The following is a 20,943-nucleotide window of genomic DNA, read 5'->3' as shown; positions in this document are numbered from 1 at the left end:
GGGCGGCGGGGGGCGGCCGGGCCGCCGCTACCGGGTGGGGCTGGCCGAGTCGAGGCCGGCCCGGATGGTCTCCGGCAGGTGCTCGCGCAGCGCGCCACCGGCGGCGCGGTCCAGGGCGGCGAGCACCTCGGACACCACCTGGCGGACGTCCGCGGGATCCGCGCCGGCCAGATCCCTGAGCTGCTCGACCAGCTCCGCGGCATCGTCGATGGCCACATCCTTCGGATCCGTCATGCCGGCCAGCCTACGGCGCAAAGCGGGCTAAATCGCCGTATTCACCTAAATAGGGCAAGTCACTCCCGTACGGCCCGATGCAGGGCCACCACTCCACCGGTCAGGTTGCGCCACGCCACGCGGCCCCAGCCGGCCGCGCCCACCCGTGCCGCCAGGGCCGGCTGATCCGGCCAGGCCCGGATCGACTCGGCAAGGTAGACGTACGCGTCGGGGTTGCTGGCGACGGCCCGCGCCACCGCCGGCAGGGAGCGCATCAGGTACGACAGGTAGACGGTGCGGAAGGCGGCGTTGACCGGGGTGCTGAACTCGCAGATCACCAGGCGGCCACCCGGCCGGGTCACCCGGGCCAGTTCGCGCAGCGCGGCGTCGGTGTCGTTGACGTTGCGCAACGCGAAGGAGATGGTCACCGCGTCGAAGCTGGCGTCGGCGAAGGGCAGCCGCAGGGCGTCCCCGGCCAGCAGCGGCACCTGTGGACGGGTGCGCTTGCCGGCGTACAACATGCCGAGCGAGAGGTCGGCACCGACCGCGTACGCCCCGGAGTGGGCGAGCTCCTCGGTGGAGACACCGGTGCCCGCGCCGACGTCGAGGACCCGGTCCCCGGGGCGCAGTTCGAGCGCCGCCCGGGTGGCGCGCCGCCAGGACCGGTCCTGCCCGAAGGAGAGGACGGTGTTGGTCAGGTCGTAGCGGGCCGCGACGCCGTCGAACATCGCGGCGACCTCGTGCGGCTGCTTGTCCAGGCTGGCGCGATGGCCCTGCGGGGTACGGCTCACCCCTCCACTCTGCCAGCCCGGCCTCCGCCCGCCCACGACCAGGGTCACCGGTGCTCCTCGACGACACAGCGAGGGCGGGATGGTCACCCATCCCGCCCTCGCTGCCGTGCGTTATGTGAACGACCCTCGCGGGCCGATAGAGGACGAACCTCAGGCGTTCGTCTTCTCGTCGCCCGGGGCCACCAGGACCACCCGGCGACGGCGGGCGACCAGGAACATCGCCACGCCGGCGAGCACCACGCCCGCGCCGACGCCGCCGATCAGGCCGGCCTGCACACCGGTGACCGGGAGGCCGCCACCGCCACCGCCACCGCCACCGCCGTTGCCGCTGTCGGCGGCGGCGACGATCACGGCGAAGTCGTCCTTATTGTCGGACGGGTCGAGCTCGGCGTACTCCGTGTCCTCAACGTCACGCACCTCGGCGCGCTTGGAGGCCGGCTTGGTGGCCTGCTGGCTCACCCGGGCATCGGCCGGCAGCGAGCCGAGCGCCTCGGCCTCCAGCCAGCCGTCCTTCAGGGTCACCGGAGCCTCGACGTCCTCGTCCACCGCCACCGGCAACCCGTGGATGAGCACGCTGCCCGTCTCGAGCACGAGCGCCTTGTCCTCGCAGACGGCGGTGCGCTGGTCGGCGCTGTAGGTGCACACCTCGTCCTCGAACGCGAAGGTCACGCCCTCGGGCAGCTGGTAGGTCCACTTGACGCCCTTGGCGGACAGATCGCCCTGGCTGAAGACCAGGCCGAGGACGATGGAGGTGTCGCCCGGCCGCAGCGGGCCCTCGTCGCCGGTCTCGAAGTCGAAGCGGGTCTTCACGTCGGGCGCGACCACGCCCAGGTCGACGCCGCTCTCTGGGGTCAGCTCGACGGTGACGTCGACGCTGTTGTTGCTGTCGTCGGTGTCGTCCGGCGACTCGATGCTGATGGTCACCGGGGCGCTGTACGGCTCGGTGAGCCCCTTGGCCTGGTTCAGCAGCGCGATCGGCACCTCGACCGTCTCGCCCGGCCCAGGGATCTCGTCCGCGCCCAGGTCGCAGGTGTACAGCTCGGGCTTGGCATCGCCGGTGGCGGTGCACCCACCCTCGGTGTACGGCTCCAGGACGAGCTTGCTGTCGTCCACCTTGGACACGTCTACCTTGAGGAGCACCTTACTCGGCGTACCCTCGCCCTGGTTTACGATCTTGGCCCAGGCGACCTTGCCCTCGACGCCGCTGGTGAGGCGGGTGCCGGCGGCGGTGATCGCCAGGTCGGTCTCGGTGCCGGCGGCGTAGGCCGGCGCGCCGAGGGCGGTGAACACGCCCGAGGCGAGCAGCGCGGCCGTAGCGAGGCTCGCGGCACGACGGGTACGGAAGATCATGAAGTGGTCTCCCCCGTGGGGTGAAGGAAAGGTACGGGCGGGGACGTTATCGGCCGACGATCACCCGCGCCACCCCGGAACACACGCGTCATCAGCTGCTCGGCTAATGGCCACTTAAGGATTGTCCGGATTGATAGGTCTTGCTGCCCTACCAGGCCCGCAACCGGCACACGGCAGCCTGCCCTTCGAGCCATATGGATGACTCCGGCAAGCCGTTCGGGTGACGACGGAACGGGTCATCCCGTTGACGCAGTGTCCCGCCACCGACGACCGACCGTGACACCAGCACGACCGACCACCGCTGCATCGCGGGGCAGCGCCGCAGCCCTGCGGCCCGCGCGTTGGTCAGCTCGCCTCGACCAGCGGCAGCGACCGACCTGCCCCACCGCCGGGCAGCGCGATCGAGGAGAAGTGCGAGACCACCCGGTCGTCGGTCGGGTCGTCCGCCGGCGTGTGGTGCACGGCCATCCGGTTGTAGAGGGTGTCCCGCTGGGCGGGGATCCGGTCGGCGGAGCGGATCATCCCGATCAGCTCGTGCAGGTTCGACCGGTGCCGGGCGCCGGCCGAGGAGATGACGTTCTCCTCCAGCATGATCGAGCCGAGGTCGTCGACGCCCAGGTGCAGCGCGAGCTGGCCGACATCCTTGCCGGTGGTCAGCCAGGACGCCTGCAGGTGCGGCACGGTCTCGAAGAACAGCCGGGCCACCGCCACCAGACGCAGATACTCCAGGGTGGTGGCCTGGGTCCGGCCCTTGAGGTGGTTGTTCTCCGGCTGGTACGTCCACGGGATGAACGCCCGGAAGCCCCGGGTGCGGTCCTGCACGTCGCGGATCATCCGCAGGTGCTCGATCCGCTCGGCGGCGGTCTCGCCGGTGCCCATCATCATCGTCGCGGTCGACTCGACGCCCTGCCGGTGCGCCAGCTCCATGACCTCCAGCCAGCGCTCGCCCGACTCCTTCAGCGGCGCGATCGCCTTGCGAGGCCGGGCCGGCAGCATCTCGGCCCCGGCGCCGGCGATCGAGTCCAGCCCGGCGGTCTTGATCCGGGCGATCGCCTCGTCCAGGCTCACCCCGGAGACCTTGGCCATGTGCAGGATCTCGCTCGGCCCGATCGAGTGGATGGCGAGCTGCGGGTACGCCCTCTTGACCGAGGCGAACAGCTCCTCGTAGTACTCCACGCCGTAGTCCGGGTGGTGGCCACCCTGGAGCATGACCTGGGTGGCGCCCAGCTCGACCGCCTCGCCGCAGCGGCGCAGGATCTCCTCGGTGGGGTGGGTCCACCCCTCCTTGTGCTTCGGCGCCCGGTAGAACGCGCAGAACTTGCACGCCGTCACGCAGACGTTGGTGTAGTTGATGTTGCGGTCGATCAGGTACGTGACGACGTTGTCCGGGTACCGCCGGCGGCGTACCGCGTCGGCGGCTTCGCCCAACGCGTGGAAGGGCGCCTCGGTGTAGAGCAGCAGGGCCTCCTCGGGCGTGATCCGCCCGCCGTCCGCGCCGCGCTGCAGGATGTCGTCGATCTCCCGGCTCACCGTCACGCTCCCGAGCCTACGCCGACCCCCGCAGCACCTCCTCCGGGCGCTCCCGACCTGTGATCCATCCCCTGACGTCGCCGCCCCGGCGGCCCGTCACGAGATGTTCTAGGCGTCACGCGTCGTAGTCGACAGCGAGGGTGTCGGTGAGCGGGCTGGACTGGCAGGTGAGGACGTAACCGGCGGCCACCTCGTCGGGTTCCAGGGCGTAGTTGCGGGCCATCTGCACCTCGCCGGAGACCACCTTCGCCTTGCAGGTCGAGCAGACCCCGCCCTTGCAGGCGTACGGCAGCTCGCTGCGGACCTTCAACGCCGCGTCCAGCACCCGCTCGTCCCGCCGCATGGTGAAGCTCGACGAGCGGCCGTCCAGCAGGATGGTCACCTCGGTGCCCCCGGATGACTCGTCGGGACGGCGGACCGGCTCCGGCGGCGCGTCGACGTGGAACAGCTCGGTGTGCACCGCCGACTCCGCCAGACCCCGCGCGGTGAGCACCGCCTTGGCGTCAACGACCAGGCCGTACGGGCCGCAGAGGAACCACTCCTCGATCGCGTCGCCGGGCACGATGGTGTCCAGCAGCCGGCCCAGCCGTTCGGCGTCGATCCGCCCGGAGAGCAGCGGTGACTCGCCCTGCTCCCGGGACAGCACGTGCACCAGGTGCAGCCGTGTCGGGTAGCGGTCCTTCAGGTCGGCCAGCTCCTCGGCGAACATCACCGTGTTGGCCGTGCGGTTGCCGTACACCAGGGTGAAGGTACTGGCCGGCTCGACGGCCAGGGCGGTGGCGACCAGCGACAGCACCGGGGTGATGCCGGAACCGGCGACCACCGCGCCGTAGCGGCGGGCCCGGTCCGGCGCGAACGCCGTGGTGAAGTGCCCCAGCGGAGGCAGCACCTCGACGATGTCCCCGTGTCGCAGCGCCCCGCAGGCGTAGCCGGAGAACGAACCGCCGGGAATCTCCCGCACGCCGATCCGCAGCCGGCCGTGCCGAGCCAGCTCGTTCGGAGTGGAGCAGATGGAGTACGAGCGGCGCACGTCCTCGCCGGCCGGGACACCGCCTCCGGCGTCCGAGACGCCGTTGCCTGCCGTCAGGTCGGCCACGACGTCGGCTGCGGCGGGCAGGCGCACCGTGAGGTGCTGGCCGGCGCGGAACGCGAAGGTCTCCCGCAGCTCCGGTGGCACCGCGAAGGTGATCGCGACGGCATCCGCGGTGAGCCGGTCCACGGCGGTGACGGGCAGCGGGTGGAACACCGGCCGGCGGCGGACCGGGCGGGTGATGGTGACAGTCACAATGCCTTCACATGGTCGAAGGGTTCGCCGCAGGCGCGGCAGCGCCACAGTGCCTTGCACGCGGTGGAACCGAAGCGGCTCAGTTGCTCGGTCTCCGGCGATCCGCAGCGTGGGCAGCGGACGGCCAGGGTGAGCGGTACGACGCCGTCGCGCCGGACCGGGGCCGGCGGGGCGATGCCGGCGGCGGCCAGCTTGGCCCGCCCGGCGTCGGTGATCCAGTCGGTGCTCCAGGCCGGGCTGTGCACCGTGCGAACCTCGACGTCCGGGTGGCCGGCCGCCACCAGCGCCCGGCGGATGTCGGCGCGGATGACGTCCATGGCCGGGCAGCCGGTGTAGGTGGGGGTGATGGTCACCACGACCCGCCCGGAGCCCGGCTCCTCCTCGACCGAACGCAGGATGCCGAGGTCGTCGATGGTGACCACCCGGATCTCCGGGTCCACCACCGCCGCCACCGCCTCCCGGGCGGTCGTCACCAGCGCGCTCCGGGGTGGGCGCGGTGCAGCACCTGCATCTCCGCGAGCAGGTACGACAGGTGTTCGGTGTGCACCCCGTCACGCCCGCCGGCCGGCGCCCAGCCGGACTCCGGCAGGGTCAGCGTCGCCTCGGCGAGCACGGTGGCGACGGTGCTGTCGAAGTCGCCCCGCACGGTGGCCGGGTCGACCGGCGCCGCCGGCTGGGCGGTGAACAGCTCGTCGGCGTACGGCCAGACCTGGTCGATCCCGGCCTGCATCCGCCGGTGTGACTCCTCGGTCCCGTCACCCAGCCGCCGCACCCAGAGCGCGGCGTGGTCCAGGTGGTACGCGGACTCCTTGCGCGTCTTGGCTCCGATCGCGGCCAGCCTTTCGTCGGCGCAGCCGGCCAGCGCGGTGTAGAGCGGCAGCTGGTAGGCCGAGAGCACGAGCAGCTTCGCCATGGTCACCGCGAAGTCGCCGTTCGGCTGCTCGACCAGCAGGCAGTTGCGGAACTCCCGGTCGTCACGCAGGTACGCCAGCGCGTCCTCGTCCCGGCCGGCGCCCTCCAACTCGGCCGCGTACGACAGCAGCAGCCGGGCCGCGCCGAGCTGGTCCAGGGCGATGTTGGCCAGCGCGATGTCCTCCTCCATCTCCGGCGCGTGGGTGGTCCACTCGGCCAGCCGCTGCGCCGCGATCAGCGCGTCGTCGCCGAGGGCCAGGGTGAAGGCAAAGGGACCGTTCACAGGTGGGCCACCCCGTCCGGTACCTCGTAGAAGGTGGGGTGGCGGTAGACCTTGTCGGCCGCCGGGTCGAAGAAGGCGTCCTTCTCGTCCGGGCTGGACGCGGTGATCCCGCTGGCCGGCACCACCCAGATCGACACCCCCTCCTGGCGGCGGGTGTAGAGATCCCGGGCGTTGCGCAGGGCCAGCTCGGCGTCGGGCGCGTGCAGGCTGCCGACATGGGTGTGCGCCAACCCGCGCCGGGCCCGGACGAAGACCTCCCAGAGCGGGGAAGGATTCCGCACGCCGAGCCGATCGGTTCGCTCGCTCACGCCGCCACCTTTTCCTTGTTCCTCTGCTTTGCCGCGTACGCCGCGGCAGCCTCGCGCACCCAGGCGCCCTCGGTGTGGGCGCGGCGCCGGTGCGCCATCCGCTGCCGGTTGCACGGCCCGTTGCCCTTGATCACCCGCATCAGCTCGTCATAGTCGGGCTGGGTGTAGTCGTACGACTGGCGCTCGTCGTTCCAGCGCAGGTCGGGGTCGGGAAGGGTCAGCCCGAGCACCTCCGCCTGGCCGACGCACATGTCCACGAAACGCTGGCGCAGCTCGTCGTTGGAGAAGCGCTTGATCTTCCAGGCCATCGACTGGGCCGAGTGGGTGGAGTCGCCGTCCGGCGGGCCGAACATGGCCAGCGACGGGTACCACCAGCGGTCCACCGAGTCCTGGGCCATGGCCTTCTGCTCCGGGGTGCCGTGCGCCAGCGTGTGCAGGATCTCGAAGCCCTGGCGCTGGTGGAACGACTCCTCCTTGCAGACCCGGATCATCGCGCGGGCGTACGGGCCGTAGGAGCACCGGCAGAGCGGGACCTGGTTGACGATCGCCGCGCCGTCCACCAGCCAACCGATGGCACCGACGTCGGCCCAGGTGAGGGTGGGGTAGTTGAAGATCGAGCTGTACTTCTGCCGCCCCTCCAGCAGCAGCTCGACCAGCTCGTCCCGGCTGATGCCGAGGGTCTCGGCGGCGGCGTAGAGGTAGAGGCCGTGGCCGGCCTCGTCCTGCACCTTGGCCAGCAGGATCGCCTTGCGCTTGAGCGACGGGGCGCGGCTGATCCAGTTCCCCTCCGGCTGCATGCCGATGATCTCGGAGTGGGCGTGCTGGGCGATCTGCCGGATCAACGTCCGCCGGTACGCCTCGGGCATCCAGTCACGTGGCTCGATCTTCTGGTCCGCGTCAACGACCTCCGCGAAGTACGCGGCCAGGTCCTCACCCGGGCCGGCCACGCCGCGGTCCCGCTCCGCGGCCGCACGTAGCGCCGCCTCCGCCGCCTCGACCTCGCCGAGCAAGCCGCCGGGCGCGTCCTCGCCCGGGAAGTCATTGCCATACATGCACTAAGTGTTACAGCTGGCAATCCATGACACCAGAGGGGTGTCACAGAAATACGAGATGCCCGAGCGTCATCGGCCGAGCGCCCCTCGTAAACGTTCGACACTGTGAATTGGGTCACGACCTGGCGACAAATCCTCGCAACCGCCACATAGCGGGTTGTTATCCCGCCTTCACGGCGAGTTGCCCAGCGCCGCGTCCTGGCACGGCGCCGATCCGCACGTAGACTTCCCCCGTCACACCGCTCGGCTGGAGACGATCGCCGTCTGACAGGGGCCGTTTCCCCCGACCCCAGGCGATCCACACCGATCAGTCCTGGCAACCAGCCGGTCCCCCCGGCCCTGATATCTGGAGCTCACCCGCTCATGCGATCTCGCGTGATCATGGTGCTCGCCGTCATGGCGGTGCTGCTCGGCGGCGTCATGCTGGTGCCGGCCGCGTACGCCCGGCTCTCCGCCGGCCAGGCCGGCGGCGCCCCGGAGAGCGTCGCCGCGCCCACGCCCGTTCCGCCGCCGCTGCCGACCCTGGCCGCCGGCCCGGTCTCGGTAGGTTTCAAAGGCGATTTCTTCTCCTGGGCGCTGCTGGACCGCGAGTCGGGCAAGATCTCCGGCTCGAAGAACATGACCGCGACCAGCTCGACCGAGTCGATGATCAAGGCCTGGATCGTCTCCGACTACCTGCGCCAACTCGGCGACAAGGAGCCGACCGCGGCGCTGAAGAAGGCCGCCAGCCTGGCCATCCGGGACAGCGACGACGACGCGACCAACATCGTCTACCGGGCCGCCGGCGGCTCGTACGCGGTGCCGGCCGGCGGGCAGCCGGGGCCGGTGATCAAGCGGGCGATCAGCATCTGCGGCCTCACCGACACCAAGCGGGGCGACGTCTCGGGCTACGAGGGCTACTGGAGCTTCACCCGGATGTCACCCCGGGACGCCGTACGTGTCGGTGACTGCATCGCCGACGGCAAGGCCGCCGGCCCGAAGTGGACCGAGTGGGTGCTCGCCGAGATGAGCAAGGTCCGCGGCAGCACCGCCGCGAAGGACCAGAAGGCCCGCTCGGGCGGCGGCAAGTGGGGCATCGTCGACGGACTGCCCAAATCGATCATCAGCCAGGGCCCGGTCAGCATCAAGAACGGCTGGACCCCGCTCAACTACGACGGCAACTGGCACGTCAACTGCCTCGCCGTGACCGAGAAGTGGAGTCTGGCAGTGATGTTGCGTTACCCGCAGAGCAGCGGTCTCGACTACGGCGCCGACGTCTGCGCCAGCGTCGCCTCCCAACTGGTGACCCCGCAGCCCGGCGGCGCGCTCAAGGTGCCGCAGCAGCCAACTGTGAAGAAGGTCTGATGGCCCGCAACCGTCGCGACCCAAAGGGCGAGACATCGCCGCTACGGTTCGTCGCCATCGCTGCCGTCCTGATCGGGCTGGTCCTGGTCTCGCTGCGACTGCTGCCCGGTTCGCCCTTCGAGTCCACCGCGGCGGCCGAGTGGGGCCGGGCTGACTCTCCGGTGGACCGTACGGGTTCCGCCACCGACCGCAACTCGCGGCCGTCGCCGTCCCCCTCGCCCAGTCCGTCGCCGGAGCCCGAGCCGCTGCCGTTCGAGGCGAAAGATCTCGACCTGGACATCGACGGCTGGTACGCGTGGAGCGTGCTGGACCGACGCTCGGGCGAGATCATCGGTTCGGACAACATGGCCGAGACCAACACCACCGCGTCCCTGATCAAGTCCTGGATCGTCGCCGACTACCTACGTCGTACCGCGGACGCCGGGCAGACCCCGAGCGACGCGAAGCTGGACGACCTCACGAAGATCATTCGGGACAGCGACAACACCCGCACCGAGCAGCTCTACACCCAGATCGGCCGGTCCGCCTCCATCAAGCGGCTGCTGTCCACCTGCGACCTGACCGACAGCAAGGTCTCCAGCGATCTCGGGTGGAGCCGTACCGAACTGTCCCCTCGGGACACCGCCCGACTGGGCAACTGCATCGCCGACGGCCGGGCCGCCGGACCCAAGTGGACCAAGTGGCTGCTCAACGAGATGCGCCTGGTACGCGGAGCCGGCGACTTCGGCATCCGCAAGGCGTTCCCGGACGCCGAGGCCAAGAAGATCGCCATCAAGAACGGCTGGGTCGACCGCACCCGGGAGCAGGAGATCCACGTCAACTGCCTGGCGATCGGCGACACCTGGACGATGGGCGTGATGCTCCGTTATCCGATCAACAAGGGCTACGAGTACGGCATGGACAACTGCCAGAAGATCACCGAGGCGCTCCTGACCCCCACCCCCTGATCAGCGGGTGAAGAAGGTGGGGCCGCCGGCGGGCAGCGGCGGGGTTTCGCTGAGCGCGGCGGCGCGGCGGGCGAACTCGCGCAGGCCGGCGACCTGACGGTCGCCGAGGGAGAAGTCCAGCGCCCGGAAGTAGGAGGCCAGGGTGGCCGCGTCGAACGGCTCCCAGCGGGCCGCCGACTCGGCGACCTGGTCCAGCTCGGCCAGGCACAGGTCACGCGAGCGCAGGAACGCCTCGTGCACCTCCTTGACCAGGCCGGGGTGGGCGGCAGCGAAGTCCCGGCGGACCGCCCAGACGGCGAAGACCATCGGCAGGCCGGTCCACTCCCGCCAGGCCTGCCCCAGGTCGGTCACCTCCAGCCCACGGCGCGGCGCCTCGTAGAGGGCGCGCAGGGCCACGTCGCCGATGAGCACTCCGGCGTCCGCCTCCAGCAGCATCTGGGTCAGATCCGGTGGGCAGCGGAAGTACTCGGGTTGGACCCCGTACCGCTCCCGCAGCAGCAGTTGGGCGAGCAGCACCCCGGTCCGCGAGGTGGAGCCGAGCGCGACCCGGGCACCGTCCAGCTCGGCCGGCGGGCGGGTGCTCACCAGGTTGACCGAGAGCACCGGGCCGTCGCTGCCGACGGCCAGGTCGGGCAGGAGCAGCAGCTCGTCGGCGTGCCGCAGGTACTCGACGTGGGAGATAGGCCCGATGTCCAGGTCACCGGCGACCAGCGCGGCACTTAGCCGGTCCGGCGAGTCCTTGTGCAGGTCGACGTCGAGCAGCGCGCCGGAGCGCATCAGCCCCCAGTAGATCGGCAGGCAATTGAGGAACTGGATGTGCCCGACCCGGGGGCGGGCGACGCGGTCGACCATGCCCTGACCGTATCCTCGCCGCCTCCGGCCTGCTCAGCGGGCCGGCACCGGAGTGGCCAACTCCGCATCCGCCGTGACGCGGGCCCGCTCGGCCCGGACGGCCCGCCGGACCGGCCGGACGAATCCGAGCAGCACCAGCAACCCGGCCACCCCGCAGCCGACGATCAGCGGACGCGGCTCGGTCACCTCCAGCAGCAGGCCACCGACCAGGTAGCCGACCATCGCCGCGCCCTGCACCGCGGCACCCATGGCCGCGAAGGCCCGCCCACGGGCGGCCTCCGGTACCCGCCGGGCCAGCACCACGTTGTTGAAGACATTGTCGCCGCCGTTGCACATGCCACCGACGAGCCAGATCGGCACCAACAGCAGCGCCGCAGGCACCGTCACCGAGACCAGCACCATCAGGCAGCAGCCGCCGAGCAGCAGCAGGCCGCACTGGACCAGGCCGGCGTCGTCGGTGAAGCGTCGGGCCAGCCGGGCGAAGATCCAGGCGCCGCAGAGGACGCCGAGGGTCCACGCCCCGGTCACCATGCCGTAGACGGCGGCGGAGGCACCGAGCGTCTCGCGCACGTAGAAGACCTCGATGACGTTGATCGCGCCGATCGTGCCGACCACGCCGGCCAGGGTGGCCACCATCGCGAGCAGGAGTGGATCCTGGCGCAGTCGCCAGCTGGCCACCGTGGCGGCGTCCGCCGTACCCGCCGGCACCGTGCGCCACCCACCGCCCCGGCGGGTGCGGATCAGCAGCCCCGCGAGGACGAGCGCGAGGTAGCTGACCGCGCCGATCTGCAACGGCGTTCGGGTGCCGAACCCGCCGACCAGGAACCCGGCCAGGGCCGGTCCGGTGAGCACGCCGATCATGCCGGCGGTCTGGTTGAGCGCGGTGGCTCGGGGCAGGTCGGCGGGGCTCACCATGGCGGGCACCAGGGCTGACAGCACCGGCTGGGTGACCGCAAGACCGGAGGCGAGCAGCGCCACCAGGCAGATGACCAGTAGCGGGTGGCCGGCGTACGCCAGCCCGAGGCAGATCGCCGACTGGGCCAGGCCGGCGCCGATCAGCAGCTTCCGGCTGTCCATCCGGTCGGCCAGCCGCCCGGTCAGCGGTGCGAGCACCACCAGCGGAAGAGTCGCCGCGAGCAACACCCCGGCGACGGCGCTGCCACCGGCCCCGGACGACTGGAGCGCCAGCGTCAGCGTGGTGGCGGCGAGGAGGTCGCCGCAGGTGGCGATCCCTCGGGCGGCGGTGGCGAGGCCGACGTCCGACCAGCGCGACGATCCAGATGTGAAGGACATGCTTCGAAAATAATCCTTCACATCTGATCGACACAAGCCCTCAGTCCAGCGGCAACGCCTTGTACTGGACGGCGACCCGGCGGGCGCCCGGCGGCGGATCGGACCGGTCCCGCTTGCGGTACGGCCGCAGCAGGCCCAGCACCGCCTGGTTGAGCTCCGCCAGTTCCTCGGCCGTCAGCAGCAGCATCGAGTCGCTGAGCAGGGCGTTCTGGTACCACTCCTCCGGCTCGTCCGGTGCCCGGCGCAGCCAGTCGCGGCTTCGCTCCAGCTCCCGGGCGAGGAACACCTCCACCAGGGTCCGCTCGGCGTCGCGTACCGACGGGTCGGCACCGCGGCCCGCGTCGATCGACCAGGACTGCATCGTGCTGCGCCACAGCCGCTCGCGGGCGTCCCCCCGGCTCGGTGCCTCCTCCACCAGCCCGTACCGGGCCAGCGCCCGCAGGTGGTAGCTGGTCGCGCTCGGGGACAGGCCCACCACCTCGGCGCACTCGGTGGCGGTCGCCCCTCCCTCGGTCGACCCGAGATGTTCCATGATCGCGAGCCGGGCCGGGTGGGCGAGCGCTCGCAGCAGCTGCGGGTCGCTGATCGTCACCCGGGGCGGCTCGGGATGCGCCTCCGTCATGCCTCCATGATCCCCCGGTCGCGGGGAAATCCGGTTGCCGCTGGCGCAGCGGGGAGTAGGCTTTCCGTTTCCGCCCGACGGCCGCGGTGAGTAGCACCGCAGCGGACGTCCCGCGCCGACCCGTCAGTGTCGGAAACGCGAGCGGCAGCCTTTCTCCCCGTGTCAAGGAGTTACGTGGATGAGCCTGCACGCCCGACAGATCCCGCAACCCCCGCAGCACCGCCCCTCCGGGCCGGACCTGGACGACGAACTTGCCGCCGAGCGGGCGCACCTGTCCACCTCCCGAGCGGCACTGCACCGGATGCGTGAACGCGCCGAGGCGCTGTTCGCCACCGGTGACAAGGTCGCCGGCGACGCGTACACCGCCGAGCAGCTCGGCCGGCACCTCGCCCGGCGGGTGGCCGAGCTGGCCGACGACCCGCGTACCCCGCTGTTCTTCGGCCGGCTCGACTTCGGTGACGCGAACGCCGAGCACGCCGGGCACCGGTACCACGTAGGTCGCCGGCACGTCACCGACGAGCAGGGCGAGCCGCTGGTGCTGGACTGGCGGGCCCCGGTGTCCCGGTCGTTCTACCGGGCCAGCGCCCGCGATCCGCAGGGCCTCGCCGTACGGCGCCGGTTCGGCTTCGGCAGCGGGGTGCTCACCAGCTTCGAGGACGAGCACCTGGAACGGGGCGAGGAACTGGGCACGGCCAGCCGAATCCTCACCGCCGAGATCGAGCGGCCCCGGGTCGGGCCGATGCGCGACATCGTCGCCACCATCCAGCCCGAGCAGGACGAGCTGGTCCGCGCCGACCTGGCCGACTCGATCTGCGTACAGGGCGCGCCGGGCACCGGTAAGACGGCGGTCGGGCTGCACCGCGCCGCGTACCTGCTCTACCTGCACCGGGAGCGGCTGCGGCGGTCGAAGGTGCTGGTCGTGGGGCCGAACCGGGCGTTCCTGGGGTACATCGCGGCGGTGCTGCCCGCTCTCGGTGAGGTGGAGGTCGAGCAGGCCACCGTGGAGGACCTGGTCGACCGGGTGGCGGTGCGGGCGGTGGACCCGCCGGCCGTGGCCACTCTGAAGCACGACGCGCGGATGGCCGAGGTGCTGAGACGGGCGGTCGACGCTTACGTCGGCGAGCCGACCGAACCGATCGTCGTCTCCGACGGCTCGTTCCGCTGGCGGATCGGGCTGGAACCGCTGCACCGGCTGGTGCGGGAGACCCGCGAGGAGGGGCTGCCGTACGCCGTCGGCCGGGAACGCGTCCAGGCCCGGGTGGTCGGACTGCTGCAACGGCAGGCCGAGGCCCGGCGGGCGGAGTCGCCGAGCGACGCGTGGCTGCGTCGGATGGGCCGGTCGAAGCCGGTCACCGCCTTCCTGGACGCGGTCTGGCCGGCGCTCACCCCGGACGGGCTGCTGCACGCCCTGCTCACCGACCCCACCCGGCTCGCCGCAGCGGCCGACGGCCTGCTCACCCCCGACGAACAGACCCTGCTCACCGGCCAACCGCCAGGCGCGGCGGGCACCGCCGGTCGGCTTACCAGCACGCCGGGCGCAGCTGCGGTGAGCGGTGGTACGAGGTTGGGGCGGACGCCGAAGGCGACCCGGTGGACGGCCGCCGACGCCGTCCTGCTCGACGAGGCGGCCGGGTTGATCGAACGCCCGACCGGCTACGGACACGTCGTGGTGGACGAGGCGCAGGATCTCTCCCCGATGCAGTGCCGGGTGATCGCCCGGCGCAGCGAGCACGGGTCGCTCACCCTCCTCGGCGATCTGGCCCAGGCAACCGCGCCGTGGGCCGCCACGGACTGGCGGGAGACCCTGCGCCACCTGGGCAAGCCGGACGCGGCGGTGGTGCCGCTGACGGTCGGCTTCCGGGTGCCCGCGGCCGTGCTCGCCTTCGCCAACCGGCTGCTTCCGGCGCTCGCCGTCGACGTACCGCCGGCCGAGTCGCTACGCCGCGACGGCGCGCTGGGTGTGCGTACCGTGACCGATCTTGCCGCCGCGACGGTGGTCGAGGTCCGGGCGGCGCTGACGCACGAGGGGTCGGTCGGCGTGATCGCCGCCGACGACGCGGTGGACGGGCTGCGGGCGGCGCTGGCGGCGGCGGGGGTGGAGATCGCGACCGCCGACGACCCGGAGGCCGCGGCGCGGGTCATTGTGATGCCGGCCACGCTGGTCAAGGGCCTTGAGTACGACCACGTCATCGTCATCGAGCCGGCCGCCATCGTGGCGGCCGAGCCGCGCGGGCTGCATCGGCTGTACGTGGTGCTCACCCGGGCCGTGTCCCGGCTGTCGGTGTTGCACGCAGCGCCACTGCCCGCCCCACTCGGCTGAACAACCGGTCGGCGATGTGGCGCCGACTTGCCCCGGTGCGATAAACCGGAAGCCGATCACGTCGCCGTGAAGGAGTAGTCCATGACCCTCGCCCGTGCCGACCGGGTCAGTCGCCGCTACGGCGACGTCCTCGCCCTGGACCAGGTCGACCTCGAGGTGCGCGCGGGCGAGCTGGTCGGCCTGCTGGGGCCGAACGGCGCCGGTAAGAGCACACTGATCAACCTGCTCGTCGGGCTGCGCCGCCCCACGTCGGGTCGGGTGGAGTTGTTCGGCGGCGACCCGCGTGACCCGGCGAGCCGACGGCAGATCGGCGTCACTCCACAGGAGACCGGGCTGCCCGGCACGCTGCGGGTCGGCGAGGTGGTGGACTTCGTCTCCGCCCACTATCCAGACCCGGTCCCGCGCACCGAACTGCTCGACCAGTTCGGCCTGGGTGAGCTGGCCCGGCGGCAGACCGGCGGGCTGTCCGGCGGGCAGAAGCGCCGGCTCGCGGTGGCGCTGGCCTTCGTCGGCCGCCCCCGCCTGGTCGTGCTCGACGAGCCGACCACCGGCCTGGACGTCGAGGCTCGGCACACGTTGTGGGAGGCGATCCGGGCGTTCCACGCGGACGGCGGCACCGTGCTGCTGAGCAGCCACTACCTGGAGGAGGTGGAGGCGCTGGCCCAGCGGGTGGTGGTGATCGGCCACGGCCGGGTGCTCGCCGACGACACCGTAGACGCGGTCCGCGCCGTGGTCGGCGTACGTCGGGTGAGCCTGACCGCCGACGTGCTGCCGACGCTGCCCGGCGTGGTCCGCACCGAACAGGTCGACGGCCGCACCCACCTGCTCACCGCCGACGCCGACCAGCTGGTGCGGGACCTGGTCACGAGCGGAGTCGAGTTCCGCGACCTGGAGGTACGCCCGACCTCGCTGGAGGAGGCGTTCCTCGCCATCACCACCGCCGACGCCCAGCCAGCCGCCGCCTGAGGAGACCTCTCCCGTGCAACTCGCCCTTACCCACGCGCGTTACCAGCTGCTGGAGACGTTCCGCATCCCGATCGCGATCTTCGGTAGCGCGTTCTTCCCGGCCGCCGCGATGCTCTTCTTCGTGGTGCCGTTCGCCGGGAAGGACCCGGTGGCCGCCACCTTCGCCACCGCCTCAATGGTCACCTTCTCGGTGATGAGCGCCAACATCTTCTCCTACGGTGTGGGCGTCGCCGAGGACCGCCAACAGCCGTGGGACCCGTTCACCCGGACCCTGCCGGCCGGGCCGGCGCCGCGCTTCGCCGGGCGGGTGCTGGCCGGGCTGACCATCACGTACCTGTCGCTGATCCCCGTGGTGGTGATCGCGGCGACCCTGACCGAGGCCCGGATCACCCCCGCGGGGTTCCTGCTGGCGCTGGTCACCGTGGCGGTGATCTCGGTGCCGTTCACGCTGATGGGGCTGACCATCGGGTACGCGCTGCCGAGCAAGGCGGCGATCGTGGTGGCGCAGCTCGTCTTCTTCCCGCTCGCCTTCGGTGGCGGGTTGCTCTCCGCCCCCGGTGACGCGCCCGGCTTCATCGAGGCGATCGCGCCGTACCTGCCCACCCGGGGCGCGGTGGAGCTGATGTGGGCGGCGGTCGGCGACTACTCGGCAAGCCGGTTGTCGCTGATCATGCTCGGTGTCTGGCTGGTGGTGCTGGCCGCGCTCGGCGGGTGGGCCTACCGGCGGGACGAGGGTCGCCGGTTCAGCTGACGTTCCACCCGTTTCCGCCCCGGGCGGCGGCCGGGCGGTGCCACGATGCCGGGGAGGGCGGCCGGGCGGCGGTCGCCGCAGGTCGAGAGGGGTAGCCGTGGCCAGCGTTGCGCCGGGCACGCCCTGCTGGGCCGACCTGGCGACGCCGGGGCTCGACGCGGCCCGACGGTTCTACCCGGAACTGTTCGGCTGGACCGGCCGGGTGGACGCCGAGCCGGAGGCGGGCGGGTACACGGTCTTCCTGCTGGGCGGCCAGGCGGTGGCCGGCGTGGGCCCGCCGGCCGTACCGGATCAGGTGCCGATCTGGTCGACGTACGTCGCCACCGACGACGCCGACCTGGTCGCCGGCCGGGTGGAGCGGGCCGGCGGTCAGGTGGTGGTGCCACCGTTCGAGGTCTTCGACCGGGGCCGGATGGCGGTCTTCAGCGACCCGGCCGGCGCCGCGTTCAGCGTCTGGCAGCCGATGGCCTTCGCCGGCGCCGAAGTGTTCGACGTGCCCGGGGCGATGAGCTGGACCGAGCTGGTCACGCCCGACCCCGACGGGGCCCGGATCTTCTACGAGCTGGTCTTCGGGTGGCAGCCGGAGGAAGAGCCGATGGGACAGGTCGCCTACACCGGGTGGCGGCTGGGCGACCGAGTGGTGGCCGGGATGATGCCGCCCCTGGGTGACGAGTTCCCGGCAGATTCACCCGCCTACTGGACGGTCTACTTCTCCGTCGCCGACGCGGACGCCACCGCCGCGCGCGCCGCCGAGCTGGGCGGCACCATCCTCGTCCCGCCCCGCGACATCCCCGCCGGCCGGATAGCCGCCCTCCGCGACCCCAACGGCGCCCTCTTCTCCCTGATCGCCCTCACCCCCTGACGGGGGTCAGCGGGGGCGGGTGGGGAGGACCAGCGGGCCGTGGGGGCCGGGGATGACCTTCACGTGGGCGCGGTAGTGGTGGGACAGGAGCTGTTCGGTCAGGACCTCGTGCGGGGTGCCGGTGGCGGCGACCCGGCCGTCGGCGAGCAGCACCATCCGGTCGGCGTACTCGCCGGCGATCGACAGGTCGTGCATGGTGGCCAGCACGGTCAGGCCGTCCGTGCGGCGCAGTTGGTCGACCAGTTCGAGGACCTCCTGCTGATGGCCGATGTCGAGCGCGCTGGTGGGCTCGTCGAGCAGCAGCAGGGTGGCACCCTGGGCCAGCGCCCGCGCTAGGAAGACCCGCTGCCGTTCCCCGCCGGAGAGGGTGGCCAGCTCACGGGCGTGGAAGCCGGAGAGGTCCAGCCGGTCCAGCACCTCGTGCACGACGGCCAGGTCAGCGGCGGACTCCCGGCCGAGCGGCGGGATGTACGGGGTGCGGCCGAGCAGCACGTAGTCCAGTACCGCCATGCCGGGCGGTACGACCGGGGACTGGGCCACCGTGGCCACCACCCGGGCCCGCTCGCGGCGGCGCAGCGCGCTCAGCGGCGTACCGAACAGCCGGACCGCGTCCGGCGCGGGGAGCAGGCCGCCGACGGCGCGCAGCAGCGTCGACTTGCCGGCCCCGTTGGGGCCGATCACGGTGACCCACTCGCCGGCCCGCACGGTCAGGTCCACACCGGCGAGGATCGGTACGCCGTCCAGACTGACCCGCAGGCCACGCACATCGACGGCCGGTGGCCCGTCGGCCTTGCCGGCCCCGCCGAGCGGTCCGGACGCAGAGCCGGGCGTGGCGGGCGCAGAGCCGGGCGTGGCGGGCGCAGAGCCGGGCGTGGCGGGCGCAGAGCCGGGCGTGGCCGGCGCAGAGCCGGGCGTGCCGGGCGGCGGGTCGGGCGTGGTCGCGGGGGCGGGCGCGCCCGGTGCGGGTTCGGTCATGTCAGCACCCGCCGGGCGGTGCGCAGCACCAGGACGAAGAAGGGGCCGCCCAGCAGCGCGGTGACCACCCCGATCGGGATCTCCTGCGGTGCGGCGGCGGTCCGCGCCACCACGTCGGTCAGGGCCAGGAAGGCACCTCCGAACAGTAACGACAGCGGGAGGATGACCCGGTAGCTCGACCCGGCGAGCAGCCGTACGGTGTGCGGCACGATGATGCCGACGAAGCCGATCAGACCGGAGGCGGAGACGGCGGCGGCGGTGCCCAGCGACGCGGCGGCGATCAGCAGGTACCGGGACCGCTGCGGGTGCAGGCCGAGGCTGGCCGCCTCGTCGTCGCCCACCGAGAGCACGTCCAGTTCGCGCCGGAACAGCAGGATGACCAGGCTGGTCAGCAGGAAGTACGGCAGCACCAGGCGCACGTCCTGCCAGCCGGCGGTGGCCAGCCGACCGAGCAGCCAGGAGTAGACCTGCTGGATGCTGTCGGCGTGCCGTTGCAGCAGGTACGTCTGCCCGGCACTGAGGAACGCCGAGACGGCCACCCCGGCCAGGATCAGCGTGGCCGGCGAACGGCTGCGCCCGCCGGCGGCCCCGAGCAGGTAGGTCATCCCGACCGCACCCAGCGAGCCGACGAACGCGGCCAGCGGGATGGTGATCGGCAGCCCGCTCAGCGCCCCGCCCGCACCGACGCCGAGGGTCAACATGACGGTGACCGCCAGCCCGGCCCCGGCGGCGACGCCCAGCAGGTACGGGTCGGCCAGCGGGTTGCGGAACACCCCCTGGTACGCGCCACCGGCCAGGGCGAGCAGCCCACCGACCAGCAGACCCAGCACCACCCGGGGCAGCCGCAGCTCGGTGACGATGGCGATCTCCCGCTCGGTCAGCCCACTCTCCAGGCGTACCCCGGGCAGCAGGTTGAGCAGTTCGATCGCGACGCTGCCGGGCGGCAGGCTGACCGGGCCGAGCGAGACACCGGCCACCAGGGCGACGAGCACGGCAAAGACGCCGGCGGCGAGCCAGCGTTTCCGCAGGCCCGCCGGGCGGGACGGCTGCGCCGCCCCGACCGGCGAGAAGGAAGGGCCCCTTCTTAACGCCTGGTGCATAGCAAGGGTCCCTTGTTAACGCCTGCCGTCCGTCGTCACTCGGACGCCTTGGCGGTGGCGTCGACGATGACTCGCAGCAGGTCCACCACGCGCGGGCCCCAGCGGGAGGCGATGTCGTCGTCCAGCGGCACGATCTGGTCGTTCTTGACCGCGTTGATGCCGGACCAGCCGCTGCGGGCCTTGACCGTCTCGGCGCTCTGCTGGCAGCACTTGGCGTCGGCGAGGAAGACGAAGTCCGGGTTGGCCTTGACGATCACCTCCTGGGACAGCTGCGGGTAACCGGCGCTCTTGCCGTCGGCGTCGGCCGGGTCGGCGATGTTCTCCAGGCCGGCGAGGGTGTAGACCGAGCCGATGAAGGTCTTGCTGGTCGCCGTGTACAGCTCCGGACCCAGCTCGTGGAAGTAGGTGGGTGCCTGGACCCGCTGCGGCACCTCGGCGACGATCTTCGCGATGTCGTCCTTCATCCGCTGCACGACATCGGCCGCCGCGGTGGTGTTGCCGGTGAGCGTGCCCAGCTCGGTGAGCTGCTGGTACGAGTCGTCCAGGGTCTGCGCCGCGGGGGTCAGGTAGACCGGGATCTTCAGCGCGGTGAGCTGGTCGACGATCTTGTTGGTGTCGTTGGCGAGCACCACCAGGTCGGGGTTCTTCCCGGCGATCGACTCGGCGTTCGGCTGGTAGCCGGACAGGTCCGTCTTCGGCGCGTCGGCGGGGAAGTTGGACTGGTCGTCGACTGCGGTGACCTGCGGGCCGGCGCCGATGGCGAAGAGCATCTCGGTGGCCGTCGGCGACAGCGAGACGATCTTCTCGGGTCGCTGCTCCAGCGTCAGTGACCCGACGGTGACCGGGAAGGCGGCGGCGTTCGGGCTGCCGCTGGCGGCGGGGGTCTCGGGGGCCTTCTCGGCGCAGGCACCGAGCGTGAGCGCGGCCACCGCGAGGGTGGCGGCGAAGAGCCGGGGGGTACGTCTGGACATCGGTCCTCCTGTCGGTCGAGGAGTGCGGTGCTTCGCCGACAGGGAGCCTGGGCACCCGTCCGCGAGGCGCCCTTCCTCGAGAGCGCGGATCGCGACCGCGCCCCAGGCGACCTGGCTCGTCCCCGGATCGGGGCATCACAGTTGCGGGACAGCGCCGGTGTCGCACCGGCTTCGCTGCGGCGGGTCGGTAAGACGGTAGCGCACGACCCGACCGCG

Annotated in this window: 21 protein-coding genes and 1 riboswitch; of the genes, 6 read left to right on the top strand and 15 right to left on the bottom strand. The window is 72.0% G+C overall.

Annotated features, from left to right (window positions below; translation table 11 throughout):
* Window positions 1–27: 27 nt before the first annotated feature.
* The 9 genes from AB0M52_RS07745 to paaA form a co-directional block, all read right to left on the bottom strand.
* The gene (locus AB0M52_RS07745) at window positions 28–234 is read right to left on the bottom strand and encodes a hypothetical protein (protein WP_363950322.1); all 207 of its coding nucleotides are present in this window, start codon (window positions 232–234) and stop codon (window positions 28–30) included.
* Window positions 235–293: 59 nt separating this feature from the next.
* Window positions 294–1,004, bottom strand: coding sequence for a demethylmenaquinone methyltransferase (locus AB0M52_RS07740; RefSeq protein WP_111220245.1), 711 nt, complete (start codon window positions 1,002–1,004; stop codon window positions 294–296).
* 150 nt (window positions 1,005–1,154) lie between these two features.
* The gene (locus tag AB0M52_RS07735) at window positions 1,155–2,354 is read right to left on the bottom strand and encodes a hypothetical protein (RefSeq protein ID WP_363950319.1); all 1,200 of its coding nucleotides are present in this window, start codon (window positions 2,352–2,354) and stop codon (window positions 1,155–1,157) included.
* Window positions 2,355–2,699: 345 nt separating this feature from the next.
* Window positions 2,700–3,890, bottom strand: a complete 1,191-nt coding sequence (gene mqnC / locus AB0M52_RS07730; protein ID WP_363950316.1) for a cyclic dehypoxanthinyl futalosine synthase — start codon at window positions 3,888–3,890, stop codon at window positions 2,700–2,702.
* 109 nt (window positions 3,891–3,999) lie between these two features.
* A complete protein-coding gene (locus AB0M52_RS07725; RefSeq protein ID WP_363950314.1) occupies window positions 4,000–5,169 on the bottom strand; it encodes a 2Fe-2S iron-sulfur cluster-binding protein in 1,170 nt (389 codons plus the stop codon).
* Window positions 5,166–5,642, bottom strand: coding sequence for a 1,2-phenylacetyl-CoA epoxidase subunit PaaD (paaD, locus tag AB0M52_RS07720; protein WP_363950311.1), 477 nt, complete (start codon window positions 5,640–5,642; stop codon window positions 5,166–5,168). The genes AB0M52_RS07725 and paaD overlap by 4 nt, the downstream gene beginning before the upstream one ends.
* Window positions 5,639–6,364, bottom strand: a complete 726-nt coding sequence (gene paaC, locus AB0M52_RS07715) for a 1,2-phenylacetyl-CoA epoxidase subunit PaaC (protein ID WP_363950309.1) — start codon at window positions 6,362–6,364, stop codon at window positions 5,639–5,641. The genes paaD and paaC overlap by 4 nt, the downstream gene beginning before the upstream one ends.
* Window positions 6,361–6,672 (bottom strand): 1,2-phenylacetyl-CoA epoxidase subunit PaaB, encoded by a 312-nt coding sequence (gene paaB, locus AB0M52_RS07710; RefSeq protein WP_363950307.1) that lies wholly within the window; start codon window positions 6,670–6,672, stop codon window positions 6,361–6,363. The genes paaC and paaB overlap by 4 nt, the downstream gene beginning before the upstream one ends.
* Window positions 6,669–7,724, bottom strand: a complete 1,056-nt coding sequence (gene paaA, locus AB0M52_RS07705; RefSeq protein WP_363950305.1) for a 1,2-phenylacetyl-CoA epoxidase subunit PaaA — start codon at window positions 7,722–7,724, stop codon at window positions 6,669–6,671. Before paaA ends, paaB begins: the two co-directional genes overlap by 4 nt.
* Window positions 7,725–8,087: 363 nt before the next feature.
* Here paaA and AB0M52_RS07700 point away from each other — a divergent pair, with 363 nt between their 5' ends.
* Window positions 8,088–9,068, top strand: a complete 981-nt coding sequence (locus tag AB0M52_RS07700) for a hypothetical protein (protein ID WP_363950303.1) — start codon at window positions 8,088–8,090, stop codon at window positions 9,066–9,068.
* Window positions 9,068–10,015, top strand: coding sequence for a serine hydrolase (locus AB0M52_RS07695; RefSeq protein ID WP_363950301.1), 948 nt, complete (start codon window positions 9,068–9,070; stop codon window positions 10,013–10,015). The genes AB0M52_RS07700 and AB0M52_RS07695 overlap by 1 nt, the downstream gene beginning before the upstream one ends.
* On the opposite strand, the gene AB0M52_RS07690 is transcribed toward AB0M52_RS07695, so the two are convergent.
* The 3 genes from AB0M52_RS07690 to AB0M52_RS07680 are packed head-to-tail and all read right to left on the bottom strand — an operon-like array spanning window position 10,016 to window position 12,782.
* Window positions 10,016–10,867: a menaquinone biosynthesis protein gene (locus AB0M52_RS07690; RefSeq protein ID WP_363950299.1), complete on the bottom strand. Its 852-nt coding sequence runs from the start codon at window positions 10,865–10,867 to the stop codon at window positions 10,016–10,018. It abuts the gene before it with no gap.
* A 33-nt stretch (window positions 10,868–10,900) separates the two neighbouring features.
* Window positions 10,901–12,160 carry an MFS transporter gene (locus tag AB0M52_RS07685; RefSeq protein WP_363950297.1) on the bottom strand — a complete coding sequence of 420 codons (1,260 nt, stop codon included), beginning with the start codon at window positions 12,158–12,160 and terminating at the stop codon, window positions 10,901–10,903.
* Between the two features lie 40 nt (window positions 12,161–12,200).
* On the bottom strand, window positions 12,201–12,782 hold the full coding sequence (locus AB0M52_RS07680) for a metalloregulator ArsR/SmtB family transcription factor (protein ID WP_363950295.1): 582 nt from the start codon (window positions 12,780–12,782) through the stop codon (window positions 12,201–12,203).
* Between the two features lie 178 nt (window positions 12,783–12,960).
* Here AB0M52_RS07680 and AB0M52_RS07675 point away from each other — a divergent pair, with 178 nt between their 5' ends.
* From AB0M52_RS07675 to AB0M52_RS07660, 4 genes are all read left to right on the top strand, one after another.
* Window positions 12,961–15,102: an AAA family ATPase gene (locus AB0M52_RS07675; protein ID WP_363950293.1), complete on the top strand. Its 2,142-nt coding sequence runs from the start codon at window positions 12,961–12,963 to the stop codon at window positions 15,100–15,102.
* Window positions 15,103–15,183: 81 nt separating this feature from the next.
* Window positions 15,184–16,068, top strand: coding sequence for an ABC transporter ATP-binding protein (locus AB0M52_RS07670; RefSeq protein ID WP_363950291.1), 885 nt, complete (start codon window positions 15,184–15,186; stop codon window positions 16,066–16,068).
* Window positions 16,069–16,081: 13 nt separating this feature from the next.
* Window positions 16,082–16,819 carry an ABC transporter permease gene (locus AB0M52_RS07665; protein WP_363950289.1) on the top strand — a complete coding sequence of 246 codons (738 nt, stop codon included), beginning with the start codon at window positions 16,082–16,084 and terminating at the stop codon, window positions 16,817–16,819.
* A 97-nt stretch (window positions 16,820–16,916) separates the two neighbouring features.
* The gene (locus AB0M52_RS07660) at window positions 16,917–17,681 is read left to right on the top strand and encodes a VOC family protein (RefSeq protein WP_363950287.1); all 765 of its coding nucleotides are present in this window, start codon (window positions 16,917–16,919) and stop codon (window positions 17,679–17,681) included.
* Window positions 17,682–17,687: 6 nt separating this feature from the next.
* On the opposite strand, the gene AB0M52_RS07655 is transcribed toward AB0M52_RS07660, so the two are convergent.
* From AB0M52_RS07655 to AB0M52_RS07645, 3 genes are all read right to left on the bottom strand, one after another.
* Entirely contained in the window at window positions 17,688–18,446 is a 759-nt protein-coding gene (locus AB0M52_RS07655) for an ABC transporter ATP-binding protein (RefSeq protein WP_363950347.1), read from the bottom strand.
* A 206-nt stretch (window positions 18,447–18,652) separates the two neighbouring features.
* Window positions 18,653–19,756 carry an iron ABC transporter permease gene (locus AB0M52_RS07650; RefSeq protein ID WP_363950285.1) on the bottom strand — a complete coding sequence of 368 codons (1,104 nt, stop codon included), beginning with the start codon at window positions 19,754–19,756 and terminating at the stop codon, window positions 18,653–18,655.
* A 35-nt stretch (window positions 19,757–19,791) separates the two neighbouring features.
* A complete protein-coding gene (locus AB0M52_RS07645; protein ID WP_363950282.1) occupies window positions 19,792–20,727 on the bottom strand; it encodes an ABC transporter substrate-binding protein in 936 nt (311 codons plus the stop codon).
* 110 nt (window positions 20,728–20,837) lie between these two features.
* Window positions 20,838–20,897: riboswitch (cobalamin riboswitch) on the bottom strand.
* Window positions 20,898–20,943 lie beyond the last annotated feature (46 nt).

The sequence above is a fragment of the Micromonospora sp. NPDC051296 genome, from assembly GCF_040682255.1.
GTDB classification, from domain to species: domain Bacteria; phylum Actinomycetota; class Actinomycetes; order Mycobacteriales; family Micromonosporaceae; genus Micromonospora; species Micromonospora craterilacus.
Note: the sequence above shows the minus strand (reverse complement) of the source record. Positions and strands in the feature narration are given on the sequence as shown.

Excerpts from the sequence above, each read along its gene's own strand:
- AB0M52_RS07745 (WP_363950322.1), bottom strand. The coding sequence starts at position 234 with ATGACGGATCCGAAGGATGTGGCCATCGACGATGCCGCGGAGCTGGTC.
- AB0M52_RS07735 (WP_363950319.1), bottom strand. The coding sequence starts at position 2,354 with ATGATCTTCCGTACCCGTCGTGCCGCGAGCCTCGCTACGGCCGCGCTG.
- paaA (WP_363950305.1), bottom strand. The coding sequence starts at position 7,724 with ATGTATGGCAATGACTTCCCGGGCGAGGACGCGCCCGGCGGCTTGCTC.
- AB0M52_RS07700 (WP_363950303.1), top strand. The coding sequence starts at position 8,088 with ATGCGATCTCGCGTGATCATGGTGCTCGCCGTCATGGCGGTGCTGCTC.
- AB0M52_RS07695 (WP_363950301.1), top strand. The coding sequence starts at position 9,068 with ATGGCCCGCAACCGTCGCGACCCAAAGGGCGAGACATCGCCGCTACGG.
- AB0M52_RS07690 (WP_363950299.1), bottom strand. The coding sequence starts at position 10,867 with ATGGTCGACCGCGTCGCCCGCCCCCGGGTCGGGCACATCCAGTTCCTC.
- AB0M52_RS07685 (WP_363950297.1), bottom strand. The coding sequence starts at position 12,160 with ATGTCCTTCACATCTGGATCGTCGCGCTGGTCGGACGTCGGCCTCGCC.
- AB0M52_RS07680 (WP_363950295.1), bottom strand. The coding sequence starts at position 12,782 with ATGACGGAGGCGCATCCCGAGCCGCCCCGGGTGACGATCAGCGACCCG.
- AB0M52_RS07675 (WP_363950293.1), top strand. The coding sequence starts at position 12,961 with ATGAGCCTGCACGCCCGACAGATCCCGCAACCCCCGCAGCACCGCCCC.
- AB0M52_RS07670 (WP_363950291.1), top strand. The coding sequence starts at position 15,184 with ATGACCCTCGCCCGTGCCGACCGGGTCAGTCGCCGCTACGGCGACGTC.
- AB0M52_RS07650 (WP_363950285.1), bottom strand. The coding sequence starts at position 19,756 with ATGCACCAGGCGTTAAGAAGGGGCCCTTCCTTCTCGCCGGTCGGGGCG.
- AB0M52_RS07645 (WP_363950282.1), bottom strand. The coding sequence starts at position 20,727 with ATGTCCAGACGTACCCCCCGGCTCTTCGCCGCCACCCTCGCGGTGGCC.